Source organism: Desulfovibrionales bacterium (assembly GCA_028715605.1).
Taxonomy (GTDB): domain Bacteria; phylum Desulfobacterota; class QYQD01; order QYQD01; family QYQD01; genus QYQD01.
Genome location: JAQURM010000001.1, coordinates 275,736 through 295,134, shown reverse-complemented (window position 1 = coordinate 295,134; position 19,399 = coordinate 275,736). Strand labels below are relative to the sequence as shown.

Sequence of the window (19,399 nt, the reverse complement as noted above, 5' to 3'; positions counted from 1 at the left end):
CTAAACGCTATTCGCTATTTTTGACCTTTTCCCAGACGGCGTCCATCTCCTCCAGGGTGAATTCTTCCAGCGGCCGGCCGTCTTTTTCCAGTGTGCCCCGCATCTCATCAAATCGCCTGATAAATCTATCTACCGTAAGTCGCAAGGCCTCTTCCGCATTTATATGGAGATGTCTGCTTAAGTTAACCAGGGTAAAGAGGACATCGCCCATTTCATCCCTGATGTGCGCCGGGTTATTTCTATTGCAGGCCTCTTTTAGCTCCGACAGTTCTTCATCCAGTTTTTCCCAGACGCTGTCCGCATTTTCCCAGTCAAAACCGGTACGGGCGGCCCGGGCGCCGATACGCTGGGCGCGAAGCAATGCGGGGAGATTACGGGGCACCGAAGCAAAAAATGACCCCTCCTCACCTCGCTGTCTGGCCTCCTCCCGCTTGATTTTATGCCACCGGTCCCTGACTTCTTCGGCACCGGCGACCCTTTCGGCGCCAAATACATGGGGATGCCGCCGGATTAGCTTGGCTGCGATAGATTCCATCACATCATTTATGTTAAAGGCTTCCGGTTCTTCATACATCAAAGATAAGAATATGATAAGAAAGAGCAGGTCGCCCAGTTCTTCACAGACCTGACCGGGGTTATCGTCCTCAACCGCCGCTATCACTTCATAAGTCTCTTCCAGAAGATAGTTTTTTACTGTCCCTGCGGATTGTTTCCGGTCCCAGGGGCAGCCTTCCGGGGCACGGAGCCGATCCATGATCTGGACTAATCTGAAAAAGTTTTCTTTGATTTTTTTATTATCGCGCATTGGGGATGAGCGGGTTATTTCTTATCGGCTGGAGGGGGTACCCTTTATCCCCTTTTTCTGTTTTTCTTTGGTATCGAATGACTTAAACAAGGCTTCTTGCTTTTCGCGAAAGCCTTCCTTCAGGGTATGGGGAACCAGGCAAAGCATTATCTCCATGGGACGTTTCAGATACTTATATGATTTCGATTTCTGTATAAAAAGGCCCTTTTGGGGAAGAAAGACGGTAATCAGTATCAATATCAAGCAGACGATAAAGATCCCCTTGACAAACCCCAGGAGCGCGCCAGCCGTACGGTCAAACCAGCCCAGTAATGAGATCTTCATTATCTTTTTGCCGGCCATACCGAGCAGGATGAATATCAGATAGACCAGGAGGAAGATGCCTGCGAAACTTAACAGATGCCTGATGCCGGCATTTGTAATCAACCCGGAGAGAAGATTTCCCAGCCTTATATAGTAAGCGCTGGCAATGACGAAACCGGCTAACAGGGCTACAACCGAAGAAATTTCTCTTATAATGCCGCGAATCGCACTTTTGACGGTAAAAAAAACTATAATTGCGAGTATAATTATATCCGGCCAATACATAAACTTCTCTGCCTCCACTAAACCTGCCAGAAGATCAGAGGCATTATAGGTGACCCCCCCTTATTTTTCAACCTCAATCCGCAAGGCACAGACCGCCTACCCACATCCACCGTCTAATTTGGCTGTCAAGATTAAGATCAGCAGATTATGGAGTATTCCTGATCACCGGCAAGATATTAGATGCAAGGCGCCGAGGAGCGACGACTGAGGCGTATGGAGCAATACGTCGCAAGGAGGCGCGATCGAAGGCAACGCCGCAGATGATGTCTTGATGGTGATCAGGGGCCTACTTTCCCCTTGTCAAACCCCTACCCATGTGTTAGAAATAAATCCTAAATTCGAAACACGAAACCCTCCGGCGGCGTAGCCAAGTGGCAAGGCAGCGGTCTGCAAAACCGTTATTCACCGGTTCAAATCCGGTCGCCGCCTCCATTCCCTTAAACCTCAAATCTAAAGTCCCTTTTCTTTATACTCATTCCATGCTAAAAATAAGATAAGATACTAAATCTTACGGGGAGTGAACTATGCGCACGGAACTCTTGGTCTATAAGACTCTTTTTGATGGCGAGGAAGAGAATGAGGTCCCTGAGGAATTGATCCCGGCCCTGGAACGGATTCGGAAAGATGAAGGAACGATTCAAGATTACCTGGATATAGCTGACCGCTACCGGGAAATTGAACAGCCGGACAAGGAGTTTGCCGCCCTGGAACTGGCTTTAGACCTCGGGCATGACGACCTTGTCTTCTATCATCTGGCCCGGAATCGCGCCGGACAAGGACAATACGCCGAGACGTATCAATACATAAAGCGTATGCATTTCATGCATGGGACAGCCAGGCTCCTGTATCTGAAGACCCTGGGCGAATTAGGAAAAACAGAAAAACTCAACCAGTTTTGGCAGACTAACAGGAGCGACTCTGAACTCAAGCAGTTGATAAAGCAGAAAGGTCTCGATTACTTCCCCAAAAACGTGCGCAAGTTAGTCAAAGAAAAAATTTAGCCACGGAGGAAGCATTTTTTACTGCAAAGTACGCAGAGATAGAAAAACTTCGAATTCCGAAATTAGAATTTATGTAACAACTTAGCGTTTTGAAAATGCATGATAAAAAGTGCAAAGAAACATATCAAATCAGGAAATCAGGAAGGAGAGAGCTTGAAAGAATTCAGGAAGACGTTTGAATCTGGAACTCAGGAAATCAGGAAAGTATTTTTGAGAAATTGATTTTCAGCAATTCGGCTTCTGGTTGCTCTGCTCTTTCATGAGTTCCTGAGTCCCAGATTAATAGCCTTTTCTGGGTGTAGGATTGTTTCAAACACCTAAAGTGTTACGAATTTATAATATGTGTTCTCTGTGGCAAACGGTTTTTAAAGATGCCGGCAATTATCCCCCCAAAAAATCTTCCCCGTATTCGGGTGGGCCTGGCCCTAAGCGATGCCGGGTTCTACCACCGTGAGACTATGCGGCTTCCCGAGGATCTCTCGGAATTCTTTCAGCGCTACCAGGATAAATTTGAAACAGAAGAACTCTTTTTTGAATTACAGCCGGAAATGCCCTGGCTTAAGAAAAAAGGGGATTTCTCTTATGTGGCGGATGAGGCTAACAGATGGCTCAAATTAGGCCGGGCCGCGGAACAAGGGGCGTCCGAAGGGCCTTATGCCGGGATTATTGAGGCCATGCGCCGACCGGGCCACATCTTTGGGGTGCACCAGTCCATACGTGATATGGACATCCTTTCTGAGGATATCCACAAAAAATTGGAGACGATAGAGAGCACCCAACAAGGCATGCTGTTTGCGCACCTTATATCTGCTGACTATTTTGTATTTCATCTGGCGCAAAGCAAGGATTACTGGGACTGGAATCGCAGCGAACAGATTGCCGTGGCCTTAAAGGCTTTTCAGGGCTGGGCGGATTTTTATAAGCAATCCGGCTTTAGCTTTATCCCCATTATAGAAAATCTTGAATTCCCGAAGTTCCCGTCCACACCGGAAGAGATGGTTAGTATCTTCAAGACCTGCCGGGAGTTTCTTCCCAATCTTAAAATCTGCTTTGACGTCTCCCACTTCTGGCGTTCCCGTGCCCTGATACTGGAAAACAAGGCCAGATTCGAACATCTTATCCCCAACTTTCGTATCTTAGAGGCATCATGTACTGACTATCTCGATTATGCCATGGAAAATATCTTTACCGCCGGGGCCGGTCTGTCTGACGGCGATATTTTTCTCTATCACCTGGGCGGATGCTGGAAGCACCTTACTCATGAGATACCCGGTCTTCGTCCGGGAGAAAGCCCGTTTTTGCATAAACTGAGGCTGGATGAGCCTGTATATGCTTATAACCCACAGGTGGAGATGAACCTGCCCAAGGTCATCAACCGCCTCCTTCGTTACAACATAGAACGACGGCAGGATGTACTCATTATGCTCGAAATCTATCAGCGGAATTACATAGAGATGCTGGAAGCGGCCCGGCTTATATACGACAATATTGTGAAAAAGGCCCGCCGCATTGCGGAAGACACGCGAAGGTATGCGTATCTGTGGGAAGATTAGCTGTAGGGAGGGAAAATCTTAAATCCTAAACAAATTTTAAATCCAAATATCTTGAACAAATTCCAAGCCCCTGTTTAGGATTTAGATATTCGAATTTCGGATTTTCTTTTGGAATGGATATTATACATTACTACCGTAATCCAGCTATCTTGACACGTATACTGGAATTTTTAGGTGTCCCCCCTGAGCTGCTTACTGACCTGACTACGTGTATTGATTTTTCCCATCCTCTGGCCGATTCCATAGAATTAAAGGAACTGCTCTGTGTTGCTACTACAGAGTACATATCTGCCTACGGACACAGACTCCTCGAGATAAATCACCGCGATCATGCCTCCATGAAGCCTTTCAGCCTGGGTTGGACCCTGGATAACGGCCTTGACATCCACCGCTCAATATGGGATCGGGAAAATGCCCTCGGTGTTCTCGATGTCGAGTATTTTTCCAAGTCATTTCCGGGAGAGCCTTATCTTGCCCCGAAGCGGGCCTTCATGCTTATGGAGCCGGTGTATCAGGGCATTTTAGATGTCTTTAAGTCTTATGGACTCGCACCCCTGGCTGTTACTACCGGTCAGGGCTATAATTTTGACGTACTTGTCAGCAAAGATAGCCCTGCTTTTGACAGCCTGGCATCCCTGGGGCATGTGGAAGAGACGCTGAAATATGACTATAGCCACCCCTCGCCTAAAAGAGGACGGCCGGTGCCGGAAAAAGATGCCAGGGCCTTTGATGCCATGGGCAAGATGTTTGAATTTCTTTGCCATCGAATCCTGACAGAGGTATCCGCCTGCACACCCCCTATTCCCGTAGTAGTAGGAGATGTAGTCTGCGGGAACGAGAAGCGTGAGGCTATATCCCTGGACCTTTCCCTCTACACCAATCCCCTCCACACCCGGAGTATTCGGTGTCCATTTTCTGCCTACTCCAAGCACATGTTAAGAGGGGACGTCCTAGGTGATATCGTAGCCAGGCGTGTAGGTTCCCTGTTTTCTGTCCCCAGAAAACTGCGGGATGCAGAACTTCCTCTGACCAGAGTTCTGGATACACGAACAAGCGCCGAGAAATCCGCCCGATGGGCAAAAAAGGTCGGTACGTATATTCCTGATCAACCAAAGGGCATGCCCGGGTTGATTCGTGCATACAAAGAATCCCGTCTCCACGCCTTTCATCTGGGGTACGACGACGCCCGGCAGGATAACGCATCCGGCTGGCTCCAGGGTTATGATCGTTTTGAGTTAAGCTCTATCCCGCCCTGTGTAGCCCTGCCGTTTCATTGCCCTAACCCTTTACTTCTTCAACCTACCAACCTGCGTACAATAGTCAGGGCGCTGATGGCTATCGGCTGGCATCCCAAGCATATTGCCGGCCTGGTCTATTCCAAGTATGCGCGCAATTTCGGTTGGGACGTCAATTTCAGGCGCTACGATGCCAACCGCTGGGCCAATGTCTGGGTGCGCATCTACGCCGGAATGATTGTAACCGGTGTGGATCAGCTCCTCGATCTCAACTGTATTTCGCAACAGGAAAAAGGAGAAGCATGGATGGGGATGAGGTATTGTCCTGCGCCAGACTGCGGGTGCAATCTGGCTGATTACCGGGCTATGCTGGAGAGAAGGATATAGATGCAGAGCACACAGCGCGGCATAGCCGCAACCAAAGAAGTTCACGGTTCCGAGTTCCACGTTCACGGTTTTTTAACCCTGAACTGTGAACTTTAAACTTTAAACTTTGGGCCCTTGGACTTTGAACTTTGCCATGATGTCAATAATTCAGCTATGCCCACAATGTCCGTGGGCTTAAAGCACGGGACTTTTGCTGCAGGAAGAGTATTGCTGGAAACCAGGGCCAGCAATGAGGGATCATTGACAAATAAAGGGGCCATATCGTCGGGTACGATCTCTATCTTTGGGAACCCTGCCTGTTTAAAGCCCTCGACGAGGATAATATCTGACTTCTCGGGCAGTGCAGAGACTACTTCCTCCAGGCCAAAGGTCCCAGCCTCTTCAGTAAGTATAGAAAAACCATCTGGTGAAGCCAAAACTATAATCTCTGCCCCGGCCTGCCTGTATCGGTAGGTATCTTTACCGGGGATGTCCAGAGAAACATCGCGGTGATGTGTATGCTTTACCGTCGCTACCTTTAATCCACGGCGATTTAACTCTGGAATGAGCCGTTCAATAAGAAGCGTCTTCCCGCTTTTTGCCGGACCAACAATGCAGACCACTTTCACTTAAAAATCCCCCCGCCCCCCCTTTGCCAAAGGGGGGCAAAGATTACCTGGCCACTAAGAAGGCGCCAGGGAAACCATTGTCTTCAAATTGCCGCTGAAGATCCCTGGCCTTATCCAGGTTGGTGGCGGCAAAGACCTGAACGCGATAAAATAGGGCATCTCCACGGTTATGGGCCTCGATATCGACCTGGCCATAGTTTCTATTTAAGGTGGCCCGCATGCGGTCAGCATTATCCTTGTTAGTAAAGGCGCCAACCTGTATCCAGAAATTGCCTGCCCGGTAGTCCACAGTCTGGACGAACCGCTTAACCCGCCGTCCATTTTCAGAGACTTCCGTGGGCGTCCCGAGGGCCTCTACGCGCACAAAAGCCGTTCCGTTATTGTGTATGCCGATCTCTCTGGCCGCCGCCAGACTCAGGTCTATAACACGGCCTTTTACGAAAGGGCCTCGGTCATTTATACGCACCACCGTTTCCCGGTTATTTTCGAGATTGAGGACGCGTACATAGGTGTGCATGGGCAAGAGCTTGTGGGCGGCGGTAAATTCATACATATCATATAGCTCGCCGCAGGAGGTGCCCTTGCCGTGGAAGTCCGGGCCGTACCAGGAGGCTATGCCCTCTTCGGCGAAACCATCTGCTGAAGGTATAGGATAATAGACCTCACCAAAGATCTCATAAGGCCGCTGAGTGGGAGGAGTACCTTTTGTATCACGGGTTATGCCGCGAGAGTATTGATACCGGGGCGCTGTGGCGCAGGCCGTAAAGAAAGTAACCATAGAGACACAAAGGATACAGAGATAGAAAAATCTCGAATTTCGAATTTCGAATTTCGAATTTAATATGTGTTCTATGCGTCCTTTGCGTCTTTTTCGCCCCGGCGAATCTGCCTTAGGCACGAGCGGTGATGCTTTCCCCATGGCCGGTATGATAGGGGAAATATGTATGCTTGTCAATGGCCTAAAACTACAGGCACCGTCGCTGGTCATTAATCATCGGTCCTGTTAACTGTGGAAGATCAATCAACTTTTACCAGTGACAAATGACTATTGACTAATGACATCGTGTAATCGTTTACTTGACGCATAGCCTAAAAAGTTTTAGAGTTGATGCATGTTTGGTATCGGTATCTCAGAGCTTATCCTGATCTTGATCGTGGCGCTCATCGTTATCGGTCCGCAAAAATTGCCTGATCTGGCCCGCTCTCTGGCCCGGGGCCTGACCGAATTCAAGAGAGCCTCTTCTGAGTTCAAAGAGAGCTTTAACGCGGATGATCTGGACACCTCCGGAGGCCCGCCGGTAATAGACAACCCTCCACGTGATTTAGAGACGGAAACAACTACAACTGAAAAACCGGAAAAAGCCTCTGACTCTCCAGATACCCTGGCCGAAAGAGAAGGTGTAAGCCCCAAGGATCCCCTCCATGGCTGACTTCAGGCTGCCCTTTACTGCCCACCTAAAAGAACTACGCAATCGGCTCATCATATCCTTTTCAGCAATCGGCATCGGATTTCTCATATCTTACGCCCTGGCCGAAAGGATATTCGTCATCCTTGCTGCTCCGCTCTTTGCGGCCATGGGCCGGGGTAATAAGCTTATTTATACCGGACTGCCCGAGGCTTTTATCTCCTATTTTAAAATCTCTATGATAATGGGCTTCATCATTGCCTTCCCGGTTATCATACACCAGATATGGAAATTCGTATCGCCTGGATTGGAAGACAAGGAACGCAAGTATACGTTAGTATTTGTCGGGTCATCGACCCTTTTATTTTTTGGGGGGGCCCTTTTCGGCTATTTTGTGATATTGCCTCTGGCGCTCAATTTTCTCCTGGGTTTTGCCACGCCATCTATGAAGCCGCTTATTACCATAAAGAGCTATCTGGTCTTTGCCTCCAAGGCACTCCTGGCCTTTGCCTTGGCCTTTGAAATACCTTTCTTCCTGGTGTTTTTAGCAAAAATGGATATTCTCACCTACGAACAATTACGGGCCAGGCGTAAGTATTACATCCTCATTGTCTTCATTATAGCCGCCATACTTACTCCGCCGGACATCATCTCTCAGGTTATGTTAGCCATCCCACTCATTATATTGTATGAGATCGGTGTATTAGGCGCGCGCCTGTTTGCAAGACCAGTAGGTTCTTAAGTCATTGCTGTCCAATATATTTAAAGAACAATCTTTTGGGACAGGTTAACATATTAATTTTATTGTAATAATAATATCGGAAAACGAGGTTGTCGTCTATAAAAAAATATGCTGTTCAACTTGCTGATTCATGTGGTGTGGCCTTCAAATCTCCCTTGATCCCCCTTTCCCAAAGGGGGAAGTGTTTCTCCTCCCTTTGAAAAAGGGAGGTTGGGAGGGATTTAAGAATACGTTTTCAACCAGCTAAACTGATACCTACTATTTAATCCCGGGGGTAAGTTTATGAAAAACAGAAGCTCGATTCTTTGTTTGATCATGTTGATAATTGTAACCATTTTTTATATCTCTCCCTCTACTACCATTGCGGCTGAGCCAATACGTATCGGCGTCTATCTGCCCATGACCGGGCCAGCTGCCGTCTATGGACAGGTGGCCTGGAAAGGACTGCAGATGGTGCACAAGGACCGGCCAACCGTACTCGGCCGACCGGTCCAGCTCATACTGGTTGATGATAAAAGCGATAAAATGGAGGCAGCCAATGCCGTCTCGCGGCTTATCGAAAAAGAACGGGTCACGGCTATAATCGGCGAACTCACCAGTTCCAACACCCTCTCCGGCTCCCCCATAGCAGAGAAGGCGCGAATTCCCATGGTGACTCCCTGGGCCACTAATCCTCTGGTAACACAGAAACGCCAGTATATCTTCCGGGTCTGCTTTTCGGATCCCTTTCAGGGCTACGTGGCCGCAAAATTTGCCCGTGAATATCTCAAGGCCCGCACGGCTGCAGTAATGATAGATATTAGCCAGGATTATTCCGTGGGCTTATCTAATTTTTTCATGCGGGAATTTACTAAAAGGGGAGGGAGAGTCGTTATCAAGACGGCTTACCAGAGCGGCGACCTGGATTTCACGGCGCAGCTAAGCAGTATAAGCGGCATGCGGCCTGATATTATCTATGTCCCCGGTTATTTTATGGAAGACGCCCTTATCGCCCGGCAGGCCCGCGAACTTGGCATCAGGTCAATTATAGTCTCCGGCGATGCCGCGCAGGCCGATGAATTGATAAAGATCGGCGGTAAGGCCGTAGAAGGGCTGTATTTTACCACCCACTTCGATGAAAAAGGAGCTACCACCAAACGCGGCCAACTATTCGTAAAAAAATTTCACGAGATAAACAAGGCCGCGCCGGACTCTGTGAGCGCCCTTTCCTATGATAGCTATAACTTCCTGCTCGATGCCGTTGAAAGAGCCCGTTCTGCCCATCCCGAAAAGATAAAGGACGCCCTGTCCAGGACAACCAATTTTGAAGGGGTAACCGGAAACATTGCCATAAAGGGCCGGGAGACCATCAAGCAGGCAGTAATGCTAAAGGTGGAAAATGGCGGGTTCAGATATATAACTACTATTCAGCCGCAATAGAAACGAATTTATTACTCCGGCACTACACCCCATCCTTGCTGGTATGACAGATGAAGCAACCGGTTCTCGCGCCTGCCCCGGTAGTACCGGCGATGATCAGACCTCCGTCGTCAGGATCATACGCCCAACGAAGGATGTCCTTGTAAGGTGTACCATGTGGGCGGTGGCAGGAAAGACACATAACCTGATCCGCTCCTGGACGGACAAGACTTTGATCACCTGCATATGTCAAAATGTCAGGACGGGCCACAGGGGCTTCGCAGTTATATGGGCCTATTGTAGAACCGTCAGGAGTGTTGTATAGGCGATATTCTTTAGTTACATCCGCTGGCAATGCATAGTTGTTGGGATGGCGTAACCAGGGGCTGGCCGTCCCGGTATCATCCGCGTTGTGAAAGCCCGTATGACACCCTGCACACCAATTCGACATCGATTCATCGTCCTGCATAAGACCACTACTTTTACTGCCTGGAATACCGCCACCAGCATAAACATTATGGTCTGATTCGTTTTTGGTGCGTTCCCAGTCCGAGTCTTCAATACCCATTACCCCACCGCTGCCATGTTGATCTGAGCCGTTAGCCAAAAACCGGTAATAAACGGCCTTAATATTATTTCCGGCATCCTGTACATCCGAACCAACGACTGGCCGGGCATCCTCACCGTGGTGATACGGATAATGACAACTCGTACAAGCGGCTATGCGGTCATGACAAATGGCGCAGGCACCTCCGCCACCGGTTGGGCTGCCCGGGGCCTCTGTTAAATTTGTATCATTTGTAATGCCCGGAATCGTCAACACATTATGCCCATAGGCCTGGCCTTTCGATACAACCCAGTAAAAATTCCCCCCCGCAAGCTCAGTTCCGGCTGCCGGCGGCACGGTATTAAAGACCACTGGGATGTTTGAGGACCCGAGGGTCTTGATAGTAGCGCTCACTGTATTGGAATGACAGCCCACACAAGTTCCGCGTGTAAGGGCATCAAATGGCCCGGTCTCGGTTATATTCCCCACTCCAGGCATAGCTGTTCCCCCCTGGCTGTTGTGCATGGTGTGGCAATTGACACATTCACCCGTAACTTTGGCCAGGGCTGGGGTTAAAAAGATGAGAAAAAGGAAAGTAGAAAATAGATAAATAGATAAGAGAACGGTCGGCCTGATTAAAGCCATTGATCTATGTTTCCATGCCATGGCGGGCCTCCGGGAGGAAAAATACTTTTAAAACATGAGCATGGGGCGTTAAATCGCCCCATGCTCAGTAAGTCAATAATTGTTATCTCTGCTTGCTGTGGCAGCCAAGGCAACCGTACATATTGCCACTGCCTGCACTTTGTCCCGTGGAGCCGTCACCAAGAGTGGTATTATAACCAAACCTCAGGATGTCATAACTTGCGGTGCCGTGTGCACGGTGGCAGGACAGACAGGTGGCATACTTACTTCCCGCGGTATTTGTGGCTCCGCTAGCAAAACCAAACGGGTTGTACTTACAGTCCGCGTTTGAAGAGATAGCATCGTCCGCCGGATCCCAGGAAGTTGGGAGGGCCACATCTGTGGGATGTCGCTGCCAGGGAGAACCCGAACCTGTGCCTGCACCATGAAAATCGCCGTGGCAGTTGGCGCAGAGCTTGCTGATGGTATCATTACTTGTACCAGCGATATAAACGTTATGCGCATAAGTAGCATCTGTCCGCGTATAACCAGGCGCCGGCGCCGTAGTGTTTAAATTCAGCGCTTCTTCATAATCTGACGCCCCTACTCCTGTAATACCGACAGGCGTCCCACCGTTGTAATTCCAAAGGATACGGTATACGGTCGGGCTGTGGTGGCCGCCTTTGACAGCGCCCATCTCGTCGGCTACGGTCTGAGAACCGTGACAACCGTTAACACCGGCGCAGGACAGTCCATTAGCCGTACCATCATACCAATCTGAATTATATCCCGGAGGGGTGGCCGTACTCTCTAAGGAATGTGCCTTGCCCAAGTTGTCTGTCCCGTCATCGGCCGCCGGGAAGTACCCGCCTGCCAGACAAATTTGGTCGGTAAAGGCGCCGCTGGTGCTCTTAACGTAAGGAAATCCACTGCCGCTGAGAGGATCACTGCCGGATGTTGTATGACAACCCAAGCAGGTATTGTTGACCAAGGCGCCGAATGGGCCAGTGGCATTGACTTCAGCTCCACTCTGGCTATTGTGCATGGTATGGCAGTTGACGCAAGGACCAGATACTGCCGCCAAGGCCAGACTTCCCATGGCCAATACAAAGGCCATAGACAACAAACAAATTAATGCCTTTTTCATTATTTATACACCTCCTTTCCTTTAGAAATTCTAAGTCTTGCCTTCATATCCATAATCCTACCTCCTAAATATAGCGTATAGCGACTAGCGTGTAGTGGTTAGTGCTTAAAAAAATTTTAACGTTCCTAACCCCCCCTGCCGATAAGCCAGTTAAGGTAAAATTTACATTTTTACTTATTTAAAACTATAATCATTTTTACAACATAAAACAGGGCGAAGTCAATGAAAAAAAGAGCACTAAGCTATCAGCTTAAAGCCTGTTTGTGACCTGAATCTATAGCAAGTTCAATGCCAAAACCCTTAACATATATAATTAATTGATATAATTAATATTTTTGTTAAATATTATTTGCGGCTATTGACTGATGTGGAAGTGTTTTTCACACTCGGAGGGGAAAAAAGATTCCAATGTGGTATTTTGGTGCCCACTTGTCAGCCACAGAGCACACAGAGATAGAAGATAGGTAACAATTTAGCGTTGTGAAAATGCATGATAAAAAGTGCAAGGAAACATACCAACTCAGGAAATCAGGAAGGAGAGGGCTTGAAAGAATTCAGGAAGACGTTTGAACATGCATAGCGAGCGAATACGATGCATTTTACCGTGCATACGGAGATTCCCCGCAGCAAGCTGCGGGGAGCTTCAATCAGGAACTCAAGAAATCAGGAAAGTATTTTTGAGAAAAGGTGAGACCTTGACAATAATCGCTAATCGCTATACGCTCCTTTTTATACACTATGTTCAAAGGAGTATCCCTATGAAACGATTGCCTTGCTTAATAATAATGTCGGTACTAATTCTGGCCTCGGCCTGTGCCCGATACGAGACCCGTATCGTCCCTTTTAAGATGCCGGAGGCATATCACAATGTCCAGGCTATAGATGGCGCTAAAGTGGCGGCCATAGCCTACGATGACTCTAATACCGCGCAGGAGGCCTTTGGATTTGATATTCGTGGGGCCGGGCTCTTGCCGGTGCAGGTTGTCTTTGACAATCAGGGCAGTAACTCCCTTATCATAGACCCCACGCATACCTATTTAATCGACAAAGAGCATAACCTCTGGCCGGTCATGGAGAGTAGGCTGGCCTATGAACGGGTCGAAAAAAAGACCGAATTAGGCGAAATCGGCGCCGGTGCAACCAAACATGCCTTCCTGGCTGGCGCTGCCGGTGCCATTATCGGGGCGGCGGTAGGCATCGTGACCGGTGAAAATGTAGGTGAAGCTATCGGTAAGGGAGCGGCTGTGGGTGCGGCCGCCGGTGCGACCCTGGGTGGGGCGCAGGCCTATGGCTCTCAGGAGACCCGCTACCGCATAATGGATGACCTGGAAAAGAAGACCCTGCAAAATAACGCTATCCCGCCCGGACAAACAGCGCATGGCTTTATCTTCTTCCCGGGAGAGGCCAAATCAGCTAAGGAGCTACGTTTACAGTTAAAAGAAGCCGAAACCGGAAAGGCGCATACACTGGTATTAGCTTTTTAACTTATTGCCGGTTGTTCGTAACAGAAATTCAGGCGGCGATAGTGCAGTGGTTTCGGATGACCCGGCCAAGCTCAGCCCATTTGACCGGTTTCTTTAAGAGGATGGCGGCATAGCCTTCTTCGAGGGTCTTTTTGGCCTGGATGGCGGTGGGGTTACCGGTTAATACCAGGATATTGGCCTCCGGATCAAAGGCCTTTATCTCCCGTGAGGACTCATACCCATCCATAACCGGCATATCCATATCCATCAATACCAGGTCAGGGCGGAGTTCTTTATACTTTTCCAACCCCTCCATTCCATTAGCGGCCTGAGCAATGGTAGAATACCCTTCCATTTCCAATATCTCGCTCAGGGTGCTTAACACACCCAAGTCATCATCGACAATCAATATCGTTCCGCTACCCATTAGGAACAGTCCTTACAGTGAGTTAAAACCTTTTAGAATAAGCACACTCTTTTGTCAAGAAAAAAACAACATATTGTATAAAAAATTTTTAGTGACACAATATTTAGTAAAAACAGTGTGTTATAGGCCCATAAAATAGGGGCTTTCCGGGCGGTCAATGAGAAAGGTTAATGATTACAAGGTGTTCAGCTATTTACCGCAGAGGTCGCCGAGAACGCCGAGATAACATATTGAATGGCTTACAGTTTTTCTCTGCGGACTCTGCGTGCTCAGCGGTGAAAAGGCTTTTTTGCGAGCCCATCAGCCTTCATTCTGTCCAGATATACCGCTTCTGACTACCGACTACCTCATTCCAGTTCGGCCCAATTATGCCCTGAACGGACATTGACCACCAGTGGCACAGATAAGGTCACGGCCTTTTCCATCTTTTCCCTGACGAGAGGGATTACCTCGGATGCCTCTTTCTCCGGGGCCTCCATGATCAATTCGTCATGGACCTGCATAATCATACGCGCTTCGTAACCGCCTGTGCCCAAGGCGTTGTGCACATGGATCATAGCCACCTTAATTATATCTGCCGCTGTGCCCTGAATCGGGGTATTAACGGCCGTACGCTCCGCAAACTGTCTGGCAGCGTTATTCCGGCTGTTGATGTCCGGAATTTGCCGGAGACGGCCCAGCAGAGTCCGGACATAACCCTTCTCCCGTGCGGAGGCGACAACCTCCTTTATAAAGTTCTCCACACCCCGATACCTGGCGAAATAGGCATCAATAAAAGACCGGGCCTCCTTTTGTCCGATTCGAAGCTCCTGCGCGAGACCAAAGGGGCTCATGCCGTAAGCCACGCCGAAATTGATCGTCTTGGCCACGCGGCGCATCTCGGCCGTGACCATCTGCGGAAAGACGTGGAAAATTTCCGCCGCAGTCATGGTGTGCACGTCTTCCCCTTTTTCAAACGCCCTTGTAAGCCCCTCATCCCGGGCAAAATGGGCCAGAATGCGCAGTTCTATCTGCGAATAATCAAAAGATAGCAATACTCGGCCGGGGTCGGTAATAAAGGCCCGGCGTATCTGCCGTCCTTCCTCGGAACGGATGGGTATATTCTGGAGATTGGGTTCACTGCTGCTCAGGCGGCCGGTGGCCGTAACCGCTTGGTTATAATAGGTATGAAGCCTCCCGGTGGCCGGATTAATCAGTTTAGGCAGTGCATCCACGTATGTAGATTTCAACTTTGCCAGGTTGCGATAGGCTAATATCTGCCCGGGCAAGGGATGATAAAGGGCGAGATCCTCCAGTATGCCGGCTTCCGTCGAATAAGAGCCGGTTTTTCTCGTCTTCTTCAGACGGGGCAAGGTTAATCTCTCAAAAAGTATCTCTCCGAGCTGCTTTGGGGAATTTATGTTGAATTCACAACCCGCTGTCGCAAAGATTTTGCTTTTAATATCAGATAGTTGTGCATCAAGCTCCCCAGACATCCTGGAGAGAAAGGCGAGATCGATCCTGACGCCGCTCATCTCCATTCCCGCCAGGACTTCGAGAAGAGGCATTTCTACCTCACAAAAAAGGTTATACAGTTCCCTCTCTTCCAGATCCGGCAATAACCGGCTGGATAGTCCGGCTATAATCCCGGCGGCAGCACAGGCAGAAGACATGGCCTGGCCGCCCAAATCACCCGGCTGGACGCCTAAATAATGTTCCGCCAGCATCTTTAAACTATCCGCCTTCCGGGAGCGGCCCAAGGGGTCCAGAAGATAGGCGGCGATCATCACATCTAAATAAGGACCTGAGACAGGAATGCCGTTTCTTTGTAAAAGAATAAGATCATATTTCAGATTGTAACCGGCCTTAACCCGCTTGCTATCCTGCAAGAAGGCGGCAATCCCATCGATAGCCGCTGATTTAAATTTTATATCCGGTAAGGGGATATAAAAGGCCTCCGGCGGCTCTATACACAGGGCTATGCCAGAAATATCAGCCAGCATCGGATCCGGCGATGTGCCTACAACCGTCAGGCTAAAACCTTTAGCGCCTTCAAGCCTCGAAAGTATCCCGACTAAGGCATCTTCCGTGTCGACCGACTGGACTTTGGCCGCCAGCTGCTGCCCGTCGTCGTTGACCTCGGCATCCACCGGCTCCAGTTCTTTCAGAAACTTTGTAAATTCCAACCCGGCAAACAGCTCTCTTAAGGCAGCCGGATCCGGGGGGCCGACCCTTAGCATGGAAAGATCAAGCTCTAATGGGACATCAACACGCAGCGTTACGAGTTCTTTGGAGAGGAGGGCCTGTTCCCTATAAGTGGTCAATTTTTCCCGTAACTTGGGCTTATCAATACTCTCCAGAGAGGTAAAGAGGTTTTCTACGGACCGGTATCTTTGTATGAGGCTTAACGCCGTCTTGGGACCGATGCCGGGGACACCGGGGACATTGTCTATGGCATCACCGGCCAAGGCGAAGACGTCAGCCATCTGCCCGGGCTCCAGGCCATATTCTTTGCGCAGGTTCTCGATGTCTATCCGGCGATCCTTCATGGGATCCCAGATGGTTACATACGGAGAAACAAGCTGCAACAGGTCCTTATCGCCGGAGACGATGACGATCCTGTGCTCGTCAGAGGCCAGGCGTTTGACTATGGTCGCTATGAGGTCATCGGCCTCGTAACCTTCCAGTTCAAAAGCAGGCAAATTTTCTGCCCGAATAATATCCTTTATATAAGGTATCTGGACAGATAGATCATCCGGCATGGCTGGGCGGTTGGCCTTATACGTCTCCAGCAGGGCGTGCCGAAACTTAGGCCCCCGGGCGTCAAAGACCATAGCCAGATACTCGGGCCTCTTCTCCCGCAGCACTTTGAGCAGCATGTTGGTTACGCCGAAAATGGCGTTTGTGGGCAGGCCCTGAGATGTAGAAAGGTGCGAGATGGCATGATAGGCCCGGTAGATGTAGGAATGGGCATCGATAAGATATAATAAGGTGGGGCGTTCGGCCATGCCGATTTATAACGCTAAAGACGACAAACTGTCAATCATACTGCCCCCGGATTTCCCCATTTTTTTATGGAATCCGATGTTCCTGAGCGAAATTTGCTGGAAAAGGGGGGTACCCCATCGAGGGTGAGCAGGAAGGGGAAGGCCCGCCCGGTCCTGCTCCCGCCTCTCAATGACTCCCGCAGGCGCTCCCATGTCCATGACCTGCACAGGTATGCTGGTCGGTGAATTCAGGCAGCTTGTTGGCCTGCAGGGCATCCAGGGCATCTTTTACCTGGCCGCCCTCACGATACAGAAAGACGCGAATGCCCGCCTGTTTAAATCCCAGGAGTGGCCGCATACCCATACCGCCGGAGATAATCCCCTGTACTCCGTTTCTGGCCAGAAGCATAACCGGAGCCAGACAGGCGCCAGGCTCATGCCCATCATTGGGTATCACTTCCACATCGTGGATCTTTGTCTCATCTATTGTCGCTACCGTATAGACATCACAGTGCCCGAAATGTCCGGAAAGCCCGGCCTCAAGTCCTCCGGGGAAATTGGAAGGGACGGCGATTTTTACCATGTTTAAGTTAAACCTCCTGCACAAAATTTTAACTAAGCGTCACAAATCAGATTTCTTCCTCTTCAACCTCTTCTATTTCTTCTTCAGGTATCTTCTCTTCAGTCTCCGGCTCTTCTTCATAACCTGCATAGGCGTAAATGGCAAGTATATCTTCAAAGCGCGCTGCCTTCTGCGGATCCCGGGCGCTTATAAAAGGCGCGAGCATCTTTCTTACCTTGGTCTGTTCTATGCTAACCGTTGGGTCTGCCTGACAAACGGGACAACTTTTGATATGACGAATCGCAAACTCTACCATTCTAGCCGGCGCCAGGGCATCCTCGACTATTTGGTCACTCCAATCCCTGGCCAGCTTTTTTAGCCGATCACACTGCATAGGCCTCTTTCCTCTATGTGTTTGTTTAACGTGCAATTATCTGTCCTTGTTGCCGGGTAGTTTTTAATATATTCCAAAGCGCTTTTTGTTATAAGATTTTTACGGCCAATGCAAGAAAAAAGTTTAGCATTTTTATTTTTGCCTGACCCGGTAAACCTTTTTAATAATTTAACGTCGAATTTTAAAAAAACAAGCCGCTGATTTTAGACAGACTATAATCCAAAAGGAGAGCTATTATGACAGTTAGAAAAAAAAGTTTTATGTTTGGTTCAGGTCTCATCATTATGTCCCTTCTTTTATTTTATCCGGCCAAAGGCCGCGCTGAAGTAGATGTCAGCGTCAACATAGGCCTGCCTCTCCCGTCGGTTGTCATTTCGGCGCCGCCCGCCGTGGTCATGATTCCGGGATCTCCGGTCTATTTCGACCCGGATATTGAAGTGGACATTTTCTTTCATCACGGCTATTGGTACAGGCCATATCGGGAGCGCTGGTATCGGGCTACTCATTATAACGGGCCTTGGAGACACATCGCGCGCCGTGCCGTGCCTACTGCAATTGTACACGTGCCGCCTGACTACAGGCATATACCTCCAGGCCATGAAAGGATTCCTTACGGACAATTAAAAAAGCACTGGAAGGAACACGAAAAAGCCTCCAAAAAGACACATAAATCACATAAACACGGGAGGCACGGAGATTAGCGATCAGGAGACAGAAGTCAGAAACCAGGAGTCAGAAGAAAAAAATTAACAAAGGAGGCAAGTCTATGAAAAGGGTATGTTTTATTGTATTAACCTTGACGTTAACGCTTTTATGGTCATTTACAGCAAGGGCTGTAGATGAGGAGACGCAACTAAGAACCGAGGCGGGCCGAATAAACCAGTTGACAACAGGGTCGGGCGGAAGTACAGAAACCAATGTAAGGATAAACACGGTTTTCGAAAATTGGGGGTCAAAACAGCCTTCTCAAGCGGTCACAGCCGCCCGGGATCTAAAAATGGGCTACGGAGAGACCATGATAGCCGGAGCCCTGGCTGCCGAATTATATGAAAAAGATCCGGCAACCTATCCCACTTATGACGCCGCATATCAGAAGGTATTAGACCTCAGAAGCAAAGGCGACCGAATTACCGGCTGGGGGGTAGTAGCCAAGGATCTAGGGGTCAAACTTGGCCCGGTGGTGAGGGAAATGAAAAGCACCGGCACCTTCGTCGGCGGCCGGACGGACCGTTTTTCAAGCAACTATGCTAAAAAGGGAAAGCAGCAGGTACGGGAAAAGACTCAAACCAGGGAACGGTTAAGGGAAAAGAGCTGCAACAAAGAACAGAAGGGGAATCAAATACGTAACGAGATTGAAAACAGGGTAGAAACCGGCTCTCCCTCCGTCCCACGCGGTGGAGGTCACGGCCGGGGACGGTAATTGAATGGAGAAGTCAGGAGTCAGGGGTTGGGTCTGAAATAAGGTTCGAGACGTTTTAACGTTCAAACGAGCGGAGCGATAGAACGACTCGAACGACTGCGTGCTCTGTGGTTAATCTTTCGATAA

At 49.2% G+C, this 19,399-nt stretch carries 19 protein-coding genes and 1 tRNA gene; 10 read left to right on the top strand and 10 right to left on the bottom strand.

What is annotated here, in order from left to right; all coding sequences use genetic code 11:
- Positions 1 to 7 precede the first annotated feature (7 nt).
- The gene (gene mazG / locus PHT49_01375) at positions 8 to 805 is read right to left on the bottom strand and encodes a nucleoside triphosphate pyrophosphohydrolase (protein ID MDD5450530.1); all 798 of its coding nucleotides are present in this window, start codon (positions 803 to 805) and stop codon (positions 8 to 10) included.
- 21 nt (positions 806 to 826) lie between these two features.
- A complete protein-coding gene (locus PHT49_01370) occupies positions 827 to 1,393 on the bottom strand; it encodes a CvpA family protein (protein ID MDD5450529.1) in 567 nt (188 codons plus the stop codon).
- 357 nt (positions 1,394 to 1,750) lie between these two features.
- Between PHT49_01370 and PHT49_01365 the strand changes: the two genes are divergently transcribed.
- The 4 genes from PHT49_01365 (at position 1,751) to PHT49_01350 (ending at position 5,569) form a co-directional block, all read left to right on the top strand.
- Positions 1,751 to 1,825, top strand: a tRNA-Cys gene (locus PHT49_01365).
- A 92-nt stretch (positions 1,826 to 1,917) separates the two neighbouring features.
- Positions 1,918 to 2,394 carry a hypothetical protein gene (locus PHT49_01360; protein ID MDD5450528.1) on the top strand — a complete coding sequence of 159 codons (477 nt, stop codon included), beginning with the start codon at positions 1,918 to 1,920 and terminating at the stop codon, positions 2,392 to 2,394.
- Between the two features lie 371 nt (positions 2,395 to 2,765).
- Positions 2,766 to 3,947 carry a hypothetical protein gene (locus PHT49_01355; GenBank protein MDD5450527.1) on the top strand — a complete coding sequence of 394 codons (1,182 nt, stop codon included), beginning with the start codon at positions 2,766 to 2,768 and terminating at the stop codon, positions 3,945 to 3,947.
- Positions 3,948 to 4,060: 113 nt separating this feature from the next.
- Entirely contained in the window at positions 4,061 to 5,569 is a 1,509-nt protein-coding gene (locus PHT49_01350; protein MDD5450526.1) for a hypothetical protein, read from the top strand.
- Positions 5,570 to 5,661: 92 nt separating this feature from the next.
- On the opposite strand, the gene mobB is transcribed toward PHT49_01350, so the two are convergent.
- Positions 5,662 to 6,177, bottom strand: a complete 516-nt coding sequence (mobB, locus tag PHT49_01345) for a molybdopterin-guanine dinucleotide biosynthesis protein B (GenBank protein MDD5450525.1) — start codon at positions 6,175 to 6,177, stop codon at positions 5,662 to 5,664.
- 43 nt (positions 6,178 to 6,220) lie between these two features.
- Positions 6,221 to 7,096: a septal ring lytic transglycosylase RlpA family protein gene (locus tag PHT49_01340; GenBank protein MDD5450524.1), complete on the bottom strand. Its 876-nt coding sequence runs from the start codon at positions 7,094 to 7,096 to the stop codon at positions 6,221 to 6,223.
- Positions 7,097 to 7,289: 193 nt separating this feature from the next.
- Between PHT49_01340 and PHT49_01335 the strand changes: the two genes are divergently transcribed.
- From PHT49_01335 to PHT49_01325, 3 genes are all read left to right on the top strand, one after another.
- Entirely contained in the window at positions 7,290 to 7,607 is a 318-nt protein-coding gene (locus PHT49_01335) for a twin-arginine translocase TatA/TatE family subunit (protein MDD5450523.1), read from the top strand.
- Positions 7,600 to 8,325, top strand: coding sequence for a twin-arginine translocase subunit TatC (gene tatC / locus PHT49_01330; GenBank protein ID MDD5450522.1), 726 nt, complete (start codon positions 7,600 to 7,602; stop codon positions 8,323 to 8,325). The genes PHT49_01335 and tatC overlap by 8 nt, the downstream gene beginning before the upstream one ends.
- Before the next feature lie 282 nt (positions 8,326 to 8,607).
- Positions 8,608 to 9,744: an ABC transporter substrate-binding protein gene (locus tag PHT49_01325; protein ID MDD5450521.1), complete on the top strand. Its 1,137-nt coding sequence runs from the start codon at positions 8,608 to 8,610 to the stop codon at positions 9,742 to 9,744.
- Positions 9,745 to 9,766: 22 nt separating this feature from the next.
- On the opposite strand, the gene PHT49_01320 is transcribed toward PHT49_01325, so the two are convergent.
- Complete coding sequence (locus PHT49_01320; protein MDD5450520.1) at positions 9,767 to 10,936, bottom strand: cytochrome c3 family protein; 1,170 nt, start codon at positions 10,934 to 10,936, stop codon at positions 9,767 to 9,769.
- A gap of 82 nt (positions 10,937 to 11,018) precedes the next feature.
- Complete coding sequence (locus PHT49_01315) at positions 11,019 to 12,041, bottom strand: cytochrome c3 family protein (GenBank protein MDD5450519.1); 1,023 nt, start codon at positions 12,039 to 12,041, stop codon at positions 11,019 to 11,021.
- A 758-nt stretch (positions 12,042 to 12,799) separates the two neighbouring features.
- On the opposite strand from PHT49_01315, the gene PHT49_01310 reads away from it, so the two are divergent.
- Complete coding sequence (locus PHT49_01310) at positions 12,800 to 13,525, top strand: hypothetical protein (protein ID MDD5450518.1); 726 nt, start codon at positions 12,800 to 12,802, stop codon at positions 13,523 to 13,525.
- Positions 13,526 to 13,553: 28 nt separating this feature from the next.
- Here PHT49_01310 and PHT49_01305 read toward each other — a convergent pair whose 3' ends face one another.
- From PHT49_01305 to PHT49_01290, 4 genes are all read right to left on the bottom strand, one after another.
- On the bottom strand, positions 13,554 to 13,931 hold the full coding sequence (locus PHT49_01305) for a response regulator (protein ID MDD5450517.1): 378 nt from the start codon (positions 13,929 to 13,931) through the stop codon (positions 13,554 to 13,556).
- 347 nt (positions 13,932 to 14,278) lie between these two features.
- Positions 14,279 to 16,918: a DNA polymerase I gene (gene polA / locus PHT49_01300; GenBank protein ID MDD5450516.1), complete on the bottom strand. Its 2,640-nt coding sequence runs from the start codon at positions 16,916 to 16,918 to the stop codon at positions 14,279 to 14,281.
- A gap of 166 nt (positions 16,919 to 17,084) precedes the next feature.
- Positions 17,085 to 17,480, bottom strand: a complete 396-nt coding sequence (locus tag PHT49_01295) for a NifB/NifX family molybdenum-iron cluster-binding protein (GenBank protein MDD5450515.1) — start codon at positions 17,478 to 17,480, stop codon at positions 17,085 to 17,087.
- Between the two features lie 46 nt (positions 17,481 to 17,526).
- Positions 17,527 to 17,853, bottom strand: coding sequence for a hypothetical protein (locus tag PHT49_01290; protein ID MDD5450514.1), 327 nt, complete (start codon positions 17,851 to 17,853; stop codon positions 17,527 to 17,529).
- A gap of 236 nt (positions 17,854 to 18,089) precedes the next feature.
- Between PHT49_01290 and PHT49_01285 the strand changes: the two genes are divergently transcribed.
- Positions 18,090 to 18,554 carry a hypothetical protein gene (locus tag PHT49_01285; protein MDD5450513.1) on the top strand — a complete coding sequence of 155 codons (465 nt, stop codon included), beginning with the start codon at positions 18,090 to 18,092 and terminating at the stop codon, positions 18,552 to 18,554.
- A gap of 65 nt (positions 18,555 to 18,619) precedes the next feature.
- Positions 18,620 to 19,273 carry a hypothetical protein gene (locus PHT49_01280; GenBank protein ID MDD5450512.1) on the top strand — a complete coding sequence of 218 codons (654 nt, stop codon included), beginning with the start codon at positions 18,620 to 18,622 and terminating at the stop codon, positions 19,271 to 19,273.
- The last annotated feature ends 126 nt before the right edge of the window (positions 19,274 to 19,399 follow it).